Annotated in this window: 23 protein-coding genes; 14 read left to right on the forward strand and 9 right to left on the reverse strand. The window is 40.9% G+C overall.

Translation table 11 applies throughout. The features are described 5' to 3' along the window. Together rplM and zapE are read right to left on the reverse strand one after the other, a co-directional pair. Positions 1-429 (reverse strand): 50S ribosomal protein L13, encoded by a 429-nt coding sequence (rplM, locus tag ACIPUA_RS00485; protein ID WP_004258237.1) that lies wholly within the window; start codon positions 427-429, stop codon positions 1-3. A gap of 321 nt (positions 430-750) precedes the next feature. Beyond that, complete coding sequence (gene zapE / locus ACIPUA_RS00490; RefSeq protein ID WP_042846205.1) at positions 751-1,881, reverse strand: cell division protein ZapE; 1,131 nt, start codon at positions 1,879-1,881, stop codon at positions 751-753. 341 nt (positions 1,882-2,222) lie between these two features. Here zapE and zapG point away from each other — a divergent pair, with 341 nt between their 5' ends. From zapG to degS, 3 genes are all read left to right on the forward strand, one after another. Then, positions 2,223-2,627: a Z-ring associated protein ZapG gene (zapG, locus tag ACIPUA_RS00495; protein WP_042846206.1), complete on the forward strand. Its 405-nt coding sequence runs from the start codon at positions 2,223-2,225 to the stop codon at positions 2,625-2,627. Positions 2,628-3,000: 373 nt separating this feature from the next. Continuing rightward, positions 3,001-4,395 carry a Do family serine endopeptidase gene (locus ACIPUA_RS00500; protein WP_042846207.1) on the forward strand — a complete coding sequence of 465 codons (1,395 nt, stop codon included), beginning with the start codon at positions 3,001-3,003 and terminating at the stop codon, positions 4,393-4,395. 116 nt (positions 4,396-4,511) lie between these two features. Continuing rightward, the gene (degS, locus tag ACIPUA_RS00505) at positions 4,512-5,576 is read left to right on the forward strand and encodes an outer membrane-stress sensor serine endopeptidase DegS (protein ID WP_166685151.1); all 1,065 of its coding nucleotides are present in this window, start codon (positions 4,512-4,514) and stop codon (positions 5,574-5,576) included. Positions 5,577-5,684: 108 nt separating this feature from the next. Here the strand turns inward: degS and murA are convergent, their stop codons facing one another. From murA to mlaF, 7 genes are all read right to left on the reverse strand, one after another. Further along, positions 5,685-6,947 (reverse strand): UDP-N-acetylglucosamine 1-carboxyvinyltransferase, encoded by a 1,263-nt coding sequence (gene murA / locus ACIPUA_RS00510; protein WP_042846209.1) that lies wholly within the window; start codon positions 6,945-6,947, stop codon positions 5,685-5,687. A gap of 52 nt (positions 6,948-6,999) precedes the next feature. Beyond that, on the reverse strand, positions 7,000-7,254 hold the full coding sequence (ibaG, locus tag ACIPUA_RS00515; RefSeq protein ID WP_042846210.1) for a BolA family iron metabolism protein IbaG: 255 nt from the start codon (positions 7,252-7,254) through the stop codon (positions 7,000-7,002). Between the two features lie 218 nt (positions 7,255-7,472). Further along, positions 7,473-7,763 (reverse strand): lipid asymmetry maintenance protein MlaB, encoded by a 291-nt coding sequence (gene mlaB / locus ACIPUA_RS00520; RefSeq protein WP_042846211.1) that lies wholly within the window; start codon positions 7,761-7,763, stop codon positions 7,473-7,475. 1 nt (position 7,764) lies between these two features. Beyond that, on the reverse strand, positions 7,765-8,394 hold the full coding sequence (mlaC, locus tag ACIPUA_RS00525; protein WP_042846213.1) for a phospholipid-binding protein MlaC: 630 nt from the start codon (positions 8,392-8,394) through the stop codon (positions 7,765-7,767). Positions 8,395-8,429: 35 nt separating this feature from the next. After that, positions 8,430-8,927 carry an outer membrane lipid asymmetry maintenance protein MlaD gene (gene mlaD, locus ACIPUA_RS00530; protein WP_042846214.1) on the reverse strand — a complete coding sequence of 166 codons (498 nt, stop codon included), beginning with the start codon at positions 8,925-8,927 and terminating at the stop codon, positions 8,430-8,432. Positions 8,928-8,930: 3 nt separating this feature from the next. After that, positions 8,931-9,713, reverse strand: a complete 783-nt coding sequence (gene mlaE / locus ACIPUA_RS00535) for a lipid asymmetry maintenance ABC transporter permease subunit MlaE (RefSeq protein WP_042846216.1) — start codon at positions 9,711-9,713, stop codon at positions 8,931-8,933. Positions 9,714-9,719: 6 nt separating this feature from the next. Further along, positions 9,720-10,523, reverse strand: a complete 804-nt coding sequence (gene mlaF / locus ACIPUA_RS00540; protein ID WP_042846218.1) for a phospholipid ABC transporter ATP-binding protein MlaF — start codon at positions 10,521-10,523, stop codon at positions 9,720-9,722. Positions 10,524-11,000: 477 nt separating this feature from the next. On the opposite strand from mlaF, the gene kdsD reads away from it, so the two are divergent. From kdsD to rnk, 11 genes are all read left to right on the forward strand, one after another. Then, entirely contained in the window at positions 11,001-11,969 is a 969-nt protein-coding gene (kdsD, locus tag ACIPUA_RS00545; RefSeq protein WP_042846220.1) for an arabinose-5-phosphate isomerase KdsD, read from the forward strand. A gap of 14 nt (positions 11,970-11,983) precedes the next feature. Beyond that, the gene (gene kdsC / locus ACIPUA_RS00550; RefSeq protein ID WP_042846222.1) at positions 11,984-12,544 is read left to right on the forward strand and encodes a 3-deoxy-manno-octulosonate-8-phosphatase KdsC; all 561 of its coding nucleotides are present in this window, start codon (positions 11,984-11,986) and stop codon (positions 12,542-12,544) included. Between the two features lie 16 nt (positions 12,545-12,560). Further along, positions 12,561-13,136, forward strand: a complete 576-nt coding sequence (gene lptC / locus ACIPUA_RS00555) for an LPS export ABC transporter periplasmic protein LptC (RefSeq protein ID WP_042846223.1) — start codon at positions 12,561-12,563, stop codon at positions 13,134-13,136. Between the two features lies 1 nt (position 13,137). Beyond that, positions 13,138-13,701, forward strand: coding sequence for a lipopolysaccharide ABC transporter substrate-binding protein LptA (gene lptA / locus ACIPUA_RS00560; protein ID WP_042846225.1), 564 nt, complete (start codon positions 13,138-13,140; stop codon positions 13,699-13,701). Between the two features lie 5 nt (positions 13,702-13,706). Then, positions 13,707-14,432 (forward strand): LPS export ABC transporter ATP-binding protein, encoded by a 726-nt coding sequence (lptB, locus tag ACIPUA_RS00565; RefSeq protein ID WP_042846227.1) that lies wholly within the window; start codon positions 13,707-13,709, stop codon positions 14,430-14,432. Between the two features lie 43 nt (positions 14,433-14,475). Next, positions 14,476-15,921, forward strand: coding sequence for an RNA polymerase factor sigma-54 (gene rpoN, locus ACIPUA_RS00570; RefSeq protein WP_129466429.1), 1,446 nt, complete (start codon positions 14,476-14,478; stop codon positions 15,919-15,921). A gap of 22 nt (positions 15,922-15,943) precedes the next feature. Beyond that, the gene (gene hpf / locus ACIPUA_RS00575; RefSeq protein WP_042846231.1) at positions 15,944-16,231 is read left to right on the forward strand and encodes a ribosome hibernation promoting factor; all 288 of its coding nucleotides are present in this window, start codon (positions 15,944-15,946) and stop codon (positions 16,229-16,231) included. Positions 16,232-16,324: 93 nt separating this feature from the next. Next, on the forward strand, positions 16,325-16,792 hold the full coding sequence (gene ptsN / locus ACIPUA_RS00580) for a PTS IIA-like nitrogen regulatory protein PtsN (RefSeq protein ID WP_042846232.1): 468 nt from the start codon (positions 16,325-16,327) through the stop codon (positions 16,790-16,792). A gap of 117 nt (positions 16,793-16,909) precedes the next feature. Then, entirely contained in the window at positions 16,910-17,761 is an 852-nt protein-coding gene (rapZ, locus tag ACIPUA_RS00585) for an RNase adapter RapZ (protein WP_042846233.1), read from the forward strand. After that, a complete protein-coding gene (npr, locus tag ACIPUA_RS00590) occupies positions 17,762-18,034 on the forward strand; it encodes a PTS phosphocarrier protein NPr (protein ID WP_042846234.1) in 273 nt (90 codons plus the stop codon). Between the two features lie 199 nt (positions 18,035-18,233). After that, complete coding sequence (rnk, locus tag ACIPUA_RS00595) at positions 18,234-18,644, forward strand: nucleoside diphosphate kinase regulator (RefSeq protein ID WP_042846235.1); 411 nt, start codon at positions 18,234-18,236, stop codon at positions 18,642-18,644. The last annotated feature ends 211 nt before the right edge of the window (positions 18,645-18,855 follow it).

Consider the following 18,855-nt stretch of genomic DNA (forward strand, 5'->3'; position numbering starts at 1 on the left):
TTAAATGTCAAGAACTTGCGGTTGTTGAGCCGCGTGGTTGTGCTCATTACCTGCGTAAACTTTCAGTTTACGGTACATTGCACGACCCAGAGGTCCTTTTGGCAACATGCCTTTAACCGCGATTTCAAGCACACGCTCAGGACTGCGAGCAATCATTTCTTCGAAAGTTGCTTGCTTGATTCCACCTACATGGCCAGTGTGGCGATAGTAGATTTTGTCTTCGCGTTTATTGCCGGTAACAGCAATTTTCTCTGCATTCAGAACGATGATGTAATCACCAGTATCCACGTGCGGAGTGTATTCCGCTTTATGCTTACCGCGTAAACGGCTAGCAATTTCAGTTGCAAGACGGCCTAAAGTTTTGCCATCTGCATCAACAACATACCAGTCGCGTTTTACGGTCTCTGGTTTAGCTGTAAAAGTTTTCATTAAAACTTACCCAATATTGAAGTTACACGTTGGTGAACACTCATGTTCATAAGCTTTCTGAGGTTCACACGACTCTTTGTCCAGTAAACCTACCCCTTCGAGCAGCCTAACTGGCATTAATGCATTATTTTTTGGGAAATAAAAAACAATGCTGTAACGTGGGGTCGCAAGATTATAGAGAAGTCAGCAACAAAAATCGACCCCAAATGCATTTTTTTTACGTTTATTCGAATAAACACCCTAATTTGTACTTAAATTGTGCATTCCAAGGCGTTTGCTCGATAAAATACCAATGGTTTATCGACTTAAGGGTTTGTCCACTTAAGCCAAATGTGGGATTTTAAGGTATTCTTCACTTTGCATTTCTTGTAAACGGGACAAACAACGTTGGTATTCAAACGCCAGTAATTGCCCTTGATAAAGCGATTCCATCGGTACTGCTGCATTAATAATTAATTTAACTTTACGCTCATAAAACTCATCAATTAAGGCCAAAAACCTGCGAGCGGAGTTTTCATCGTTCGTACCCATGGCAGGTACATTATATAACAAGATAGTATGGTAACAGTTCGATAAATAGATATAGTCGTTTTGGCTACGAGGCTCTTCGCAAAGCACCTTAAACTCTATTGCTAAAACCCCTTCCGCGGTACGGATCGCCTGCATTTTGCGGTGATTAACTTCTAACACCGGTGATTGTTCACCTTGCTTCCCGGCCAATTTAACAAAAATGTCATCCAAATGTTGACGATTTTCACTATTAATTGGCGACAAGAATAGGTGAGCTTGAGTTAGAGTCCGTAAGCGATAGTCAATCCCTGCATCGACGTTCATTACATCGCAATACTTTTTAATTTGCTCGATCGCAGGTAAAAAACGAGCACGCTGCAAACCATTACGATACAAATCATCAGGAATAATATTCGAGGTAGCCACTAACGTTATACCCCGAGCAAATAACCCCTCAAGTAAAGTACCTAAAATCATTGCATCAGTAATATCAGAGACAAAAAACTCATCAAAGCACAACACGTCAGTGTGTTTTTTAAATTCATCGGCAATAATATCTAACGGGTTTTCTTGCCCCTGTAACGCCATTAAATCTTCTTGTACTTTTTTCATAAAACGATGAAAATGCAAACGAAGTTTACGTGTTCCTGGTAAACTTTCGTAAAACATATCCATTAGCCATGTTTTTCCACGACCCACTCCCCCCCACATATATAACCCTTGTACAGGCACTATCGATGTAGTCGGAGTTTTGCCTAATAAGCGGCTAAAACGTTGCTTTAAACCAGAAGGTTTTTCACTAGGAACAATTGAAGGTGCATTAACGAGGTTCTGATAAATTTTATCTAGGCGTTCGACAGCAAGCTTTTGTACGTCATCAGGCTGATAATTCCCATCAGCTAACGCTTGTTGATAACGCATTGTAGGGCTCATTGGTGACATTAACTGAATAATCCTTAAAAATTTCGGTTTTTTTACCGTTATTTGATATACACTGCCTTTATTATAACCAGATTCAGTTATCATTTAACTTTCGGTTAACGAATCGATATAGAGTAAGGAAATTCAACTTAAGATTCTACCTTTAAGTTCTGAATAACTTTAGTTTAGCTAGTTCAAGTTTTGTGGGTTTTCTCATCACTTAATTGTCAAATTACAATATGTTGAAATGCTTTACTTGACGCTTACATGCAACTTGAATTATTTAAGGTATAGTAACGGTAACGACACTTAATTTCTGCGAACATTGAATCTGTGAACATTGAAGTAATGAAGGAGTCAGCATGACCTGGGAGTATGCATTAATAGGATTAATTGTTGGTTTTATCATCGGCGCACTAGTTGTCCGTTATGGTAACCCAAAACTTCGCCAACAAAAAACAGCGCAAGCTGAGTTAGACAAAAAAAGCACTGAACTTGAAGAGTACCGTAAAGAGCTTGTTAGCCATTTTGCTCGCAGCGCAGAACTATTGGATAAAATGGCGCGTGACTACCGTCAACTGTATCAACACATGGCACAAAGTTCGTCTGAATTGATGCCTGATATGCCTGCACAAGATAACCCATTTAACTATCGCTTAACGGAGTCTGAGGCAGATAACGACCAAGCACCAGTTAAAATGCCACCAAGAGATTACTCTGATGGCGCATCAGGCTTGTTCCGCCCTCTTGAAGAGAAAGAAAAGTAATTTTCTTCGTTTATCACCAGTAAGTGCCACTTACTGGTGATTCCTTATAACATTCACTGAATTTTATTATTCCACCTGTATCTTCTGCTTTTAAATACTCATTTAATAAATCTGAACAAAATTTCCATCTAAATGTAACTTAATGATTTATTTAGCAACTGTATAGAAGTTAAAGTTTCACTTAAGTTGCATGTAAATAGATGTAAAAGAATGGATATTCGCTACCCGTAAAGGGAACTTTTGCGCATAATCTATAGTCATAGTCTTCAGTAAAATTGAATCTGATACCAACCAATATCTCAACTCATTGTGTTACTCCCAAAAATGTATCCACAGTGAATTGATAATTATTTTTGAGAGAATCGACTAAATTATGAAAAGAAAAAACTTTTTTCTTACCGCTGTAGCAATGAGCCTAGGGTTATCATTAGCCGCTATTCCTGCCGTTAGCAGTGCAGCATTACCCGCTTCATTACCCGTAACAGCACAAAGTCAAAATTTACCAAGCCTAGCCCCAATGCTTGAAAAAGTATTACCCGCAGTGGTCAATATTCATGTATCAGGGACTCGTGTACAAAATCAACAAATTCCTGAAGAGCTAAAATTCTTTTTTGGCCCAAATGTTCCATCACAACAACAAAGCGTGCGCCCATTTGAAGGGCTTGGTTCCGGTGTAATTATTGATGCAGAACAAGGGTATATTTTAACTAATAACCATGTAATTGATGGTGCGGACAAAATTCAAATCCAATTAAATGATGGTCGTGAAATCGCGGTAAAATTGATTGGTAAAGACCCACAAACAGATATCGCATTACTGAAAATCACGAATAACAAAGATATTAAAAACTTAACGGCTGTTAGCATTGCAGATTCAGATAAACTACGTGTTGGTGATTTTGCTGTCGCAGTTGGTAACCCATTTGGGTTAGGCCAAACGGCAACTTCAGGGATTATCTCAGCATTAGGTCGTAGTGGATTAAATCTTGAAGGTTTGGAAAACTTTATCCAAACAGATGCCTCAATTAACCGTGGTAACTCAGGTGGTGCATTAGTTAACCTAAATGGTGAGCTAATCGGTATTAATACTGCAATATTAGCCCCTGGTGGCGGTAATATCGGTATCGGTTTTGCTATCCCAAGTAATATGGCTAAAAACCTAAGTGAACAACTGATTAAACATGGGGAAGTTAAACGCGGTATTTTAGGAATTAAAGGTACGGAGATGAACTCCGATATCGCAAAAGCATTTAACATTGATGCACAACGCGGTGCCTTTGTAAGTGAAGTTATTCCTAAATCATCTGCTGCTAAAGCGGGTATTAAATCTGGTGACGTCTTAGTCTCAGTTGATGGTAAACGTATTAACAGTTTCGCTGAGTTGAGAGCTAAAATTGGTACTAGCCAAATAGGTAAAGAAATTACCATTGGCTTAATCCGCTCTGGTAAACCAATTGATGTCAAAGTGGTATTAGAGAACGATGAAGGTACGGCAACTAAAGCAGAAAAACTAAGTGAATCCTTATTAGGTGCAACTATTTCTAATGCAATTATCAGTAATACCAAAGGTGTCCAAGTAGATAGCGTGGCTCCAAAATCACCTGCGGCTGCAATTGGCCTAATGAAAGGTGACTTAATCTTTGGTGTCAATGACTCACGTGTGGAGACCATTGACCAATTCCGTAAAATTATTGACGGTAAGCCACCAGTGCTAGCAATGAAAGTATTGCGTGATGGGGAAACCTTGTATCTATTAATGAAAAATTAATTTATTAAACTCCATCTTAAAATCAATAAAACAGGTACAGTATCACTCTGCTGTGCCTGTTTTTTTATGTTATGCTCAAGGGTACGTTGAAAAAATAACTGAATGTTCGATATTTTATGGTTAAGAAGCTAACTTTATCCGTCATGCTTGGCCTGTTAACTGCATTGATTATTATCGTTGCGGTTCCTTCGTTGCGTCCTCAAGGCTTAGCTGACTTACTGTATGGTAAAACAAATAGCGAACCCGTCAGTTATAATAAAGCTGTGCGCCGTGCGGCTCCAGCTGTAGTGTATGTGTATAGTAGTTCCAAGGGCAGTTTTTCCCAATCTGGTCGTGAACTAAAATCTCTCGGTTCTGGCGTAATCATGAGCCCAAATGGCTATATCATTACGAATAAACATGTTGTTGATAACCCAGACCAAATCCTTGTAGCCTTACAAGATGGCGCTATCTTTGATGCCTTGTTAGTCGGTTCGGATTCATTAACTGACCTCGCAGTGCTTAAGATAGACGCAGACAACCTGCCTGTAATCCCCATTAACACCAAGCGTGTTACCCATGTTGGTGACGTCGTTCTTGCTATTGGTAACCCCTATAATATTGGTCAAACCGTCACCCAAGGTATTATTAGCGCAACTGGCCGTGTAGGGCTAAGCTCAACACGCCGACAAAACTTCCTACAAACTGATGCTTCAATTAATTCAGGTAACTCAGGTGGTGCATTAATCAATACTGAAGGGGAATTAGTTGGTATTAACACGCTTTCATTTACCGCAGGCCAAGGTATTAGCTCTGAAGGGCTAAGTTTTGCTATTCCAACGGCACTAGCGACTAAAATCATGGATAAACTAATCCGTGATGGTCGGGTGATCCGTGGTTACATTGGGGTCACCGCCCGCGAACTACCACAAATTAGGTCAAACAATAATAATATCAATCAAATACAAGGTTTACGTGTTTTCCAAGTGGCTCCGAATGGGCCTGCCGCCAAAGCGGGGATTTTGCAAGGTGATATTGTTTTATCCGTTGATGGTAAGCCTGCCATTTCGGCGGCAGAAACCATGGATTTAGTGGCTGAAATTCGCCCCGGAAGTAAAGCCGCAGTACAAATATTACGGGATGGCGAAGTCAAAAATATTGATGTTATTATTGAGGAAATCCCTGAAGGCCAAGCGGGTTAATTTATTCATTCTCTTTGTAATAAAAAAGGTTGTTCCATTCGAAGAACAACCTTTTTTTGGGTTTAACTAAGTCAATAGGTTTACTACCGACCTGTGCTAACAATATGACTAATCGTCAGAATGTACTCGCTGAATATCGGCACCTAAACCACGTAATTTATCTTCAATGTGCTCATAGCCGCGGTCAATATGGTAGATACGGTCAACCGTCGTAGTCCCCTCGGCTATACAACCCGCAATAACTAAACTTGCTGAAGCGCGTAAATCTGTTGCCATCACTTGGGCGCTGGTCAGTTTTTCAACGCCATGACACAACACAGTATTACTTTCAATTTCAGCATGAGCGCCCATTCGGATCAACTCTGGAATATGCATGAAACGGTTTTCAAAAATCGTTTCGGTGATCATCCCTGCACCATCAGCAACAAGGTTGAGCAAACTAAATTGTGCCTGCATATCCGTTGGGAAACCTGGGTGTGGTGCTGTACGTAAAGTAACTGCTTTCGGGCGTTTACCTTCCATATCTAAGCTAATCCAGTCATCCCCTAATTCGATTTTCGCACCAGCTTCACGTAATTTAGCTAATACAGCATCAAGTGTATCTGGGCGTGCATTACGACAAATCACTTTCCCACGAGAAACTGCGGCGGCGATTAAAAATGTCCCTGTTTCGATACGATCAGGTAGAACTTGGTAGACACCGCCACCTAAGCGCTTAACCCCCTCAATCACAATACGGTCAGTACCTGCACCTGTAATTTTGGCACCAAGGGTATTAAGGAAATTAGCAGTATCTTCAATTTCTGGCTCACGAGCCGCATTTTCAATCGTTGTCGTACCTTCAGCCAACGTTGCTGCTGTCATAATAGAAACAGTCGCACCCACACTGACTTTGTCCATCACAATGCATGCGCCTTTCAAACGGCCGTCTACTGTTGCTTTTACATAACCATCTTCTAGAACAATATTTGCGCCTAATTGTTCTAAACCAGAGATATGTAAATCAACAGGGCGCGCACCGATAGCACAACCACCTGGTAAAGAAACTTCACCATGACCAAAACGCGCGACTAATGGTGCCAATGCCCAAATAGAAGCACGCATCGTTTTAACCAAATCATAAGGTGCACAATAAGTTGTCACAGTGCTGGCATCGACATACACAGAACCATTACGCTTAACTTTCGTACCAAGCTGATTCAGTAATTTAATGGTGGTATCAATGTCCCTTAAATGAGGGACATTCTGAATTTCTACTGGCTCTTCAGCCAATAAAGCAGCGAACAAGATTGGTAATGCCGCATTTTTTGCGCCAGATATAGTCACCTCACCCTCTAACCGGGTTGGCCCTTTAACTAAAAACTTATCCATTCAAGTGTTCTCGTATGTCGAATTTTACAGGCTGTTCGCTTAGGCTTTGAAATCAAAGACCACTAAGTTTACGATCGCGCTCCCATTGCGCAGGGGTGTACGCTTTAATTGATAAAGCATGAATGCGGTTATCCGCAATATACTCCATCAAAGGCGCATAAATTGCTTGCTGTTGCTTAACACGGCTCATGCCGTCAAACATGTCACCGACGGCAATAACCTGAAAGTGGCTGCCATCACCAGTAACAATAGCCTCATCCAGAGACAGCTTATCCATCAATACTTGCTTAATTTCGTTGGTATCCATAATGACTCAATTTTATTAATTATTTGTGATTTATAATATTACCCTAACTCACCATGTTTCGTTGCCTATATCAAAACATCGTAATCGGAGCAGTCAAGGCAAGACCCTATCCTAAAGGATTAAGCTTAACACTTAAACCAAAGAAAACGCCTCTCGAGCTGAAAAGCACATAGAGGCGCTTATTTTTACATAACTTGACTTAGTTTAGGACATTTAACCTAACTCGCAATCACCGTTTGAACCCCATATAGTTCAATCAATGTTTTCAAGTTCTCACTAATACCAGTAATACTCAGCGAGCGGTTCTTAGCTTGGAACTCGCCTTTTAAACGAACTAGCATCGCAAGACCTGCAGAGTCAACATGTGTTAAACCGGATACATTGATATTACCTATGCTTTCTAGTAATACCGTCTTTTTATCCCAAAACACCATTAAAGAATCGCGGTCTAACGTCCCCGTTAGATGCAATGTCATTTCTGTTTGTTCCCATGCTAACGGGTGGCTCATATTACTTTTTCTCTTCTAAAGTAATCGGGGCTTTTGCGCTAGCTTCTAACTGTTTTGTTAGGCCATCAACGCCTTGCTTACGTAAAATATCACCCCATTCATTTTGTTTGGTGGTGATCATACTCACGCCTTCTGCAATCATGTCGTACGCTTGCCAGTAACCTGTTTTACTATTTTTACGCCATTGGAAATCTAGACGTACAGGTGGGCGACCATTGGTGTCAACGATTGTTACACGGATAGCAACAATGTTTTTATCCCCGATAGGTTGCTCTGGTGCAATCTGATAAGTTTGCCCATGATACATCGCTAATGCCTGGCCATAAACCTGTTCTAGATAAGCTTCGAATGCTTTGAAGTAAGCTTCACGCTGCGCTGGGGTTGCACCTTTATAGTAGGTGCCTAACACTAAAGCGCCCGCATATTTAATTTGAACATAAGGCAAAAGCTCTTCACGAACAATCGTTCTTAAATACTCAGGATCTTGCTTAATTTTCGGCTGTTCTGCTTTTAATCGATTAAAAGTTTTCGCTGCCGCTTCATCCATTAATTTATAAGGGTTGGTTTGGTCTACCGCCATAGCAAATGGAGCAATAACAAGCATGGCAACCATCATTAAACGTTTAAACATAATTAATTCCTTTACTATTCAAAGAGAGCTTCAAATTACTCTGTCGCTGGCTCTGTACCTTGACTATCACCACTCTTATACAAGAACTGTCCGATGAGATCCTCTAGCACCATGGCAGGCTTAGTGTCTTCTAGACGCCCGCCATTTTTCAATATTGCAATACCTAACTCTTCATCATCTGGGCCAATATTCATTGCGATATATTGCTCCCCTAGTAACCCAGAAGTACGAATTGAAAGTGAGCTAGAGTCAGGAATATTGTCGTACTCGCTCAATAAATCAATTTTAACTTCGGGAATATAGTTTTTTTTGTCTAAAGTGATACTGGCAACTCGACCAATAACCACCCCACCGACTTTAATTGGTGAGCCTTCTTTTAAACCTCCAATGTTTTCAAAAGAGGCAGAGATTTGGTAGGTAGATTGGCTCCCAATCGACTTCAAATCAGCAACTTTTAAACACAAAAAAATGATTGCGGCTATCGCCAGCAACATAAAACAACCCACCCATATTTCACTTTTTTTACTTTGCATGACTTAGTTCCCAAACATCAGTGCGGTAAGTACGAAATCCAGTCCTAAAACAGACAATGATGCATGCACAACGGTTCGTGTTGTTGCTTGACTTATCCCTTCAGAAGTGGGGATTGCATCATAGCCATTAAATAGCGCTATCCAAGTTACTGTTAAAGCAAAAACTAAGCTTTTAATCACACAGTTAACCAAATCTAGCCGCCAATCAATTGAGGATTGCATTGACGCCCAGAAAAAACCTTCATCGATACCCTTCCAATCAACACCAACCAATGCGCCGCCTAAGATACCGACAGCAACAAAAATCAGTGATAACAATGGCATACTAATAAAACCAGCCCAAAAACGCGGAGCAATGACTCGCCTTAAAGGGTCAACTGCCATCATTTCAAGGCTAGAGATTTGTTCAGTTGCTTTCATTAGACCAATTTCGGCCGTTAATGCTGACCCTGCCCGCCCAGCAAATAATAGAGCTGTCACAACAGGACCAAGTTCACGTAATAGGGAAAGCGCCACCATCATCCCTAAGCTTGCCTCTGCACTAAATGTTGTCAGGACAAGGTAACCTTGTAACCCAAGAACCATTCCAATAAACAAACCTGAAACAGCAACTATCAGTAAAGACTGTACGCCAATGGCATACAATTGTTTCATCAATAATGGCCACTGTTTACGAAACTCTGGTTTGCCAAGTAAAGCGCGAAACAGCATATAACCAGCTCGACCAAACGCAGAAAAAATATCAATCCATCGGCGTCCGAAGGCTGCGATCGCCTTTATTATCATCTTATTTTACCCTAATAAATCAGCCAGATAATCATTGGCGGGAAAACGGAATGGTACCGGACCATCGGCAATACCATCAAGGAATTGCCGCACACGGGGATCTCGATTTTCACGTAATTCATCCCCTGAGCCATGTGCAATAACATGCTGCTGCGCAACAATATATGCTTTATCAGCGATGCTCAACACTTCTGGAACATCATGGGATACAACGACACATGTTACCCCAAGTGCTTGATTAAGCTCATCGATCAGTTTGACTAAAACCCCCATTGTTATCGGGTCTTGCCCCACAAAAGGTTCATCAAACATAATTAAATCAGGATCAAGAGCAATTGCCCGAGCTAAAGCCGCACGTCGCGCCATACCACCAGATAACTCAGACGGCATTAGCTTTGCTGCGCCACGTAACCCGACGGCTTCTAATTTCATCATTACCGTAGTATGAATCAAAGATTCCGATAAATTAGTATGTTCACGCAGTGGAAAAGCGACGTTATTAAATACGTCCATATCCGTAAATAAAGCACCTGACTGGAATAACATGCTCATTTTTTTACGTGATTGGTACAGCTTTGAACGTGACAAACTAGGAATGTTGTCACCATCAAACCAAATTTCACCTTCATTTGGTCTTAATTGACCACCAATCAAGCGCAGCAGTGTGGTTTTACCGATCCCTGATGGCCCCATAATCGCCGTAATTTTCCCACGAGGAACTGTTAGGTTAATATTTTCAAATATTTTCCGACTTCCTCGAGTAAAGGACATGTTCCGAACTTCAATTAAGTTGTCTGTCTGTGCTTGCATTGTTAAATAACTCGTTATACATCGTGCTTGAATATTTTTTATCCGTTCAGATGTTACCGAAAGATAAACTGAAAATCGTCAAATATCACAACCAAATAGAATTTATAGTATTATAGCGTCGAAAATGTGACTTTTAGTGTTACAACTGTATATTTATATAAATGAAACAGGCTATAAACAATAGTATTTACTTATAATCAGTAAAAATTATCAGTAAAAACAGCAGACAGCTCTTAGAATTCCGTAATTTATTGTACTTAAGAATACGCGAATTTACCCATGTTTTTTTGGTCCAAGATGCTATGGGATCTCACTTTACATACCAATTAAACATCGTCTCGCAATGAAATAACAATTAGACGCAAAACTATCCTTAAAGATAGCTTAACAGACAAAATACTTACTGATACTAAGTATTCGTTATACAATTTAATTCCGCTTATCCGATTAACTTAAAAGCTACGCATGGAACTAGAAATGTCAAACTTCGATTTTCAGAAAGTAGGTAAAGAAGTTCTCCATATCGAACACGAAGGTATAAAAAACCTTGAGCAATACATCAATACAGACTTTGACCGCGCTTGCCAGCTTATTTTTGGCTGTGAAGGGAAAGTCGTCGTTATGGGGATGGGAAAATCGGGGCATATTGGCCGTAAAATTGCCGCTACACTCGCAAGTACAGGGACACCTTCGTTTTTTGTTCACCCCGGAGAGGCCAGCCATGGTGACCTCGGGATGATTACCCATAAAGATGTCGTGTTAGCTATTTCCAACTCCGGTGAATCAGGGGAGATTTTAGCTTTACTTCCTGTTTTAAAAAGAATTAAGGTTCCCTTAATCTGTATGACCAACAACCCTGATAGTAATATGGGGAAATATGCTGATGTCCATTTGTGTATAAAAGTGCCACAAGAAGCGTGCCCTCTAGGACTTGCACCAACCACGAGTACGACTGCAACACTGGTCATGGGTGATGCACTCGCGATAGCCTTGTTAACCGCTCGAGGTTTTACAGCTAATGACTTTGCACTTTCTCACCCAGGCGGCGCACTAGGGCGCAAACTTTTACTCTTAGTTCGTGATTTAATGAATACGGGTGATGATATCCCCCATATTCCTAAAAGCGCGTCTTTGCGTGAGGCTTTAGTCGAAATTACACGCAAAAAACTTGGAATGACCGTTATTTGTGATGACAACATGAATATTGAAGGCATTTTCACTGATGGGGATTTACGCCGTATATTTGATATGGGTATTGACTTAAATAATGCTAAAATTGCCGACTTGATGACCCCTGGAGGTATCCGCGTTTCTCCAAATCTGTTGGCTGTTGAAGCCCTTAATTTAATGCAATCTAAACATGTTACATCTTTATTAGTTGCCGATGGTAATCAATTAGTGGGTGTGCTACATATGCATGATTTGCTTCAAGCGGGTGTTGTATAACATAAGGAAATACAATGAGTTCGGGAAATATAGAAACCTGCTATGGCCCTGTTGCCAACGCCATACTCACAAAAGCAGCAAAAGTGAAATTACTGATCTGCGATGTGGATGGTGTAATGTCTGATGGTTTGATTTATATGGGAAATAATGGCGAAGAGCTTAAAGCTTTTAATGTTCGTGATGGCTATGGTATCCGCTGCCTATTAACATCAAATATTGAAGTTGCCATTATCACAGGTAGAAAAGCCAAACTCCTTGAAGATAGAGCACAAACACTAGGCATTACATATCTTTACCAAGGGCAAAGCGATAAGCTTTTGGCGTATCAGCAACTGTTAGATACACTACAACTATCAGATGAACAAATAGCTTATATTGGGGACGATCTGATCGACTGGCCAGTTATGGCAAAAGTAGGCTTATCTGTCGCCGTAGCGGATGCACATCCGTTGTTACTGCCAAAAGCTGATTACATCACCCGACTTGGTGGTGGCAAAGGTGCAGTCCGCGAACTTTGTGACCTTATTCTTCTTTCTCAAGGTAAATTGGAAGAAGCGAAAGGTTTATCAATATAACGAATAGATTAAATTCATGAGCAATGCGAAGAAGTGGTTAATCATTATTTTATCCTTGATTGCATTAGGGCTTATTGGCTGGAACTTAGCCGGTAATGATGCTATTAACCCAGAGGATAAAGTAATTAATGATGGGCAACCTAATTATCAAACTGATGATTCGGTGACTTTTGTCTATAATCCAGCGGGAAATTTAGCTTATAAGCTCGTATCAGATAAAATAGATAACTACACTGAAGGGAAAATCACTTGGTTTTCAAAACCTGTTTTAACCACTTATAACGAGGCAGGTCAGCCTACATGGACGGTCAAAGCCTTCAAAGCCAGATTAACAAACGATAGAATTCTCTATCTATATAGTGATGTTCAGGTCGATAGCTTAACTAAAGAGTCACAGATCCAACGAATTACAACTGAAAGTGCAGTTGTCAATTTGACAACACAAGACGTTTCATCTGACGATAAAGTGACCATTATTGGACACGGTCTAAATTCAACGGGCTTGAAAATGAAGGGGAACCTCCGTACAAGAACGGCTGAATTAATCGAAGATGTAAAAACTCATTATGTGTTACAACCAGAAGAGCATTAAAATGAATCAAGTAACTAAGAAGCGTTTTATTCAAGGGGCTGTTGCCAGTGCAATGTTAGCTCTTAGCCTACCTGCGGTAGCACTGAAAAGCGATACACAGCAGCCAATGACGATTAATTCGGTCAAACAATCTCTTGATTTAGAAAAAAACGTCACCACCTTTACAGATGACGTGATCATTAAACAAGGCTCAATTGATATTCGAGCCAATAAAGTGGTTGTGACTCGTCCAAGCAGTGACTCTGATAAAATAATTGTTGAAGCGTTTGGTAGCCCAGTCACGTTTTATCAATTACAAGATGATGGTAAACCAATTAAAGGGCATGCAAGTAAGGCACGCTATGAGGTTGATAAGCAGCTCGTTACACTAACGGGTAATGCATACCTCGAGCAATTAGATAGCAATATCCAAGGTGATAAAATCACCTATTTGGTGCCGACGCAACAAATGGAAGCATTTAGTGATAAGGGCAAACGCGTAACAACCGTGTTACTCCCAGCACAATTGCAAGAAAAAGGCCCAGCGGCGAAAAATTCATCAGCAACTACGAGTAAGAGTAAATAATCGTTATGGCGACACTAACCGCGGAAAATCTGGCAAAAGCCTATAAAAAACGCAAGGTTGTTGAAGATGTAAGCCTTGAAGTTAAATCAGGCGAAATTGTTGGCTTACTAGGGCCAAATGGTGCTGGTAAAACAACAACCTTTTATATGGTGGTCGGCATTGTTCAGCGGGATGCAGGCAAAATTTTGATTGATGGCGAAGACATCAGCCTCCTACCGCTACATGAACGTGCGCGTCGCGGTATTGGCTACCTTCCTCAGGAAGCCTCTATTTTCCGTCGCCTAAGCGTTTATGATAACCTGATGGCTGTATTAGAGATCCGCGAAGATTTGAATTCACAGCAACGCAAACAGCGTGCTGAAGAACTGATGGAAGAATTCAGTATCACCCATCTTCGTGACAGCCTAGGGCAGTCTCTATCAGGAGGTGAGCGCCGTCGTGTAGAAATAGCGCGTGCACTGGCAGCGAACCCCAAATTTATTTTATTAGATGAGCCCTTCGCTGGGGTTGACCCAATTTCAGTGCTCGATATCAAAAAGATTATTCAGCACTTAAGGGATTATGGCCTTGGCGTTCTAATTACAGACCATAACGTACGCGAAACATTAGATGTCTGCGAAAGAGCTTACATTGTGAGCCAAGGGCACCTGATTGCTCATGGTACGCCAACCATGATCTTAGAAAATGAACAAGTGAAACGGGTATACTTAGGTGAAGGTTTCCGGTTATAAATTACGTGTCAGCTTTCTTTTTCAAGGAGAATAAAACACTTTCATGAAGCAAAGTTTGCAGCTTAGAGTTAGTCAACAACTTGCAATGACACCCCAATTGCAGCAGGCTATTCGCCTGTTGCAACTGTCTACACTTGAGCTGCAACAAGAAATCCAACTAGCGTTAGAAACTAACCCGCTTCTTGAACAAGAAGAATTAAATTCTGAAACCGAATCTATTGAATCTCTGAGTGATAATACTGACAGCAGTGAACTTGATACCAAAGACGCACTTGAAAACCAAGACATGCCTAATGAGCTTCCTTTGGATGCTGATTGGGATGAAATCTACACAGCGGGTACGCCTTCAGGCACCACTAATGATTACAGTTATGATGAATTACCCGTTTATCAAGGTGAAACCACACAGACTTTACAAGATTACCTAATATGGCAGTCTGAGCTGACGCCCTTTACTGATACAGACCGTGCGATAGCCACCTCAATTATTGATTCAATTGATGATTCAGGTTATCTCACCACTACAATTTCTGATATACATGAAGGAATTGCTAACCCTGAAATTAGCTTAGAAGAAGTTGTCGCTGTTTTAAAACGAATTCAACATTTCGACCCATTAGGCGTCGCCGCTCAAGATTTAAAAGAATGTTTACTGATTCAGCTTTCGTTATACCCCAAAGAAACCAACGGGCTACAAGAAGCCAAACTAATTATTAGCAACCACATTGATTTGCTTGCAAATCGTGACTTTAGGCAACTCAGTAAATTAACGCGTCTAAAAGAAGATGCGTTAAAAACCGCCATCGATTTGATCTTAACGCTTAACCCTAAACCAGGCCAATCCATTAATACTGGGGAATCAGAATACGTAATTCCTGATGTTTTAGTGAAAAAAATAGCAGGACACTGGCAAGTTGAGCTAAATACAGATAGCATCCCTAAACTGAGTATTAATAATCATTATGCTTCTATGGCTAATAATTCAGCGAATGAGGATGACACACAGTATATTCGTAGCCATCTTCAAGAAGCAAAATGGTTAATAAAAAGCCTAGAAAGCCGTCATGAAACACTATTAAAAGTGGCGACTTGTATTGTGGAACAGCAACAAGAATTCTTTGAGCTGGGTGAAGAGTATATGAAACCAATGATATTGGCTGATATTGCCTATCAGGTCGATATGCACGAATCAACCATCTCTCGAGTGACAACTCAAAAGTTTCTCCATAGCCCGCGAGGCATTTTTGAGTTGAAATATTTTTTCTCCAGCCATGTCAGTACGGATACAGGTGGCGAAGCCTCCTCAACCGCAATTCGAGCGTTGGTGAAAAAATTGGTTGCTGCAGAAAACCCTGCAAAACCATTGAGTGACAGTAAATTGACGAGTATGCTGGCCGAACAAGGCATTCAAGTGGCTCGTAGAACTGTCGCTAAGTATCGTGAATCGTTATCTATTCCGCCCTCAAACCAGCGTAAACAACTGGTTTAATTGATAAAATAAGGAAGGTTGTATGGAATTTCAGATTACTGGACACAATATTGAAGTTACTCCAGCATTGCGCGAAACTGTTGAGAAAAAACTCAAAAAATTAGAGCAATTGTTTGATCGTATTAATAGTATCCAAGTTGTCTTGAAAGTTGAAAAGGTTCAGCAAATTGCTGAAGCAACCGTGCAAGTCAATGGAGCGGATCTCCATGCATCAGCGGAAGAAAACGACATGTACGCAGCTATCGACTTACTTGTCGATAAACTGTCGCGCCAATTAACTAAGCACAAAGAAAAACTGAGACAACACTAATACATTTATCCGGCTAGCAACTGAGCCGATGAATGTTTCGAACCAGATGGTGGCATACACCATCTGGTTTTGTAGTCCTAAGTGAACAATAAAATGAATAGTGATATAGAAATCCAGTTAAGCGTTGTTTTATCATCAGCCTGTACACGTAATAATGTTGTGTGCACGAGTAAAAAAAGAGCCTTAGAAATTATTAGTGAGCTGGCTGCCGTTGAATTGGAATTACCTGAAAATACGGTATTTGAAGCATTATTAACCAGAGAAAAAGTAGGAACGACAGGTATTGGCGGTGGAATTGCCATTCCTCATGGAAAGCTAAGCGAAGGTGATAGCGCACGCGCTGTCGGTGTATTTTTACACTTAGAGGAACCAATTGCTTTTGATGCAATTGATAATCAGCCTGTAGACCTGCTTTTCGCGTTACTGGTGCCATCTGACCAATGTAAAACGCACCTACATACATTGTCACTTATCGCTAAAAAACTAGCAGATAAAACATTGTGCAAGCGCTTACGCAGCGCACAAAGCGATGATGAGCTATACAGTATAATTATAGAGTAAATGATAAATTATGTTTCTTGTCATAGCTAAATGATATTATTATGATTTCTAATGTAGAAATGGCAAGATACCGCTTATCAAGAAACACATCATTAGGAAACAAAAGGGAGTAAGCTCATGGTGCTGATGATTGTCAGCGGCCGTTCCGGTTCGGGAAAATCCGTTGCCTTACGTGCGCTGGAAGATATGGGTTTCTATTGTGTGGATAACCTACCGGTTGTATTACTACCGGAGCTAGCTAATTCATTGGCTGATCGTAATATTTCAGCAGCAGTGAGCATTGACGTGCGTAATATGCCCGACAATCCAGAAATCTTCGAAGAGGCTATTGATAAACTACCATCAAGCTTCTCTCCTCAGCTATTGTTTCTGGATGCCGATCGCAACACTCTTATTCGCCGTTACAGTGATACTCGCAGGTTGCATCCTCTTTCGAGTAAAAACCTTTCTCTTGAAAGCGCGATAGATGAAGAAAATGAATTGCTAGAGCCACTGCGCTCTCGTGCAGACTTAGTTATTGATACCTCTGAGATGTCAGTTCATGAGTTAGCTGAGATGCTAAGAACACGTTTAATGGGCAAACGTGAGCGTGAGCTAACCATGGTGTTTGAGTCTTTTGGCTTCAAGCACGGTATTCCTATCGATGCTGACTATGTGTTTGACGTGCGCTTTTTACCAAACCCACACTGGGACCCCAAATTGCGCCCAATGACAGGTCTTGACCGCCCTGTTGCCGCATTTTTAGATAGGCATACTGAAGTGCATAACTTTATTTATCAGACTCGTAGCTACTTGGAGTTATGGTTACCTATGCTCGAAACCAATAACCGCAGTTATTTGACCGTGGCGATTGGCTGTACGGGCGGTAAACACCGTTCTGTTTATGTTGCAGAGCAACTTGCCGATTATTTCCGTTCCCGTGGCAAAAATGTACAATCTCGCCACAGAACACTGGAAAAACGTAAATAAATGGCAGTAAAAGCCACTATTACACTAAAAAATCGGCTCGGTATGCATGCAAGGCCGGCTATGTTACTCTATGATTTAGTTAAACAATTTAACTCAAAGGTTATTTTGCGTAATAATAGCCAAATTGAGGCTGAGGCCGATAGCGTTATTGCGATGTTGATGTTAGACTCGGAACAAGGTAGTAAGATTGATATTGAGGTTAGCGGCCCCGATGAAAATCAGGCTTTATCCGCAATTATTAACCTGTTCGAAAGCGGGTTTGATGAAATTTGAGAAACAATAGTCAAGCTAAGCTGTAACAATAAAATTTCAATCTGCGTATTTTTACAAAGGCAGGCTTAGAGATCGTGATCGCGATCTCTTCCCTTTAAAGCGTATAGCGCCTAATATTTTAAACAAATTTATTTACAGCGACACCCCCTACCTTTTGGGTGGGGGGTGTTTGCTTTGTACGTCTCTATTGGAGTGTGGTATGACAAAGCCAACAATTATTATCAATGATTTAGATGCTGAACGCTTGGATGCACTGATGGAACAGCCGGCTTATGCGGGCACACCTGTTGCAGAAGCACTCAATGATGAACTTGACCGTGCGGATATTCTTAGCCCACAAGAAATCCCAGCAGATGTCGTCACAATGAACAGTACCGTTCGCTTTTTAGATTTAATCAGTAATGAAGAGCATACGCGTACACTCGTTTACCCGGCTTCCTTAAAAGATAGCGCTGAACAATTATCAGTAATGGCGCCTATCGGTGCTGCACTGTTAGGTTTACATGTTAATGATGAAATCAGCTGGGAATTACCTAACGGCGTGCAAACTCGAGTTCGAGTACTAGAAATCGTTTATCAGCCAGAAGCAGCCGGTGAATTTCATCGTTAATGTTTATGGCAATAGAATTAAGGGGAGTTTAGCGGAACACACTGTTGGCTAAAGCCTCTGACCTATTCAAGCACTCATCTGAGTGCTTTTTTTGTACTGACTACTTTGCAGAGCAAGTTACACTTGTAACCCCCCTTTCCTACTTTAACCACTAAACCTATATAGCTAAACAGTGATAAAAATAGGCGCTGAGAATAGCCACTGCAATATG

The sequence above is a fragment of the Providencia sp. AGC89 genome (assembly GCF_053543535.1).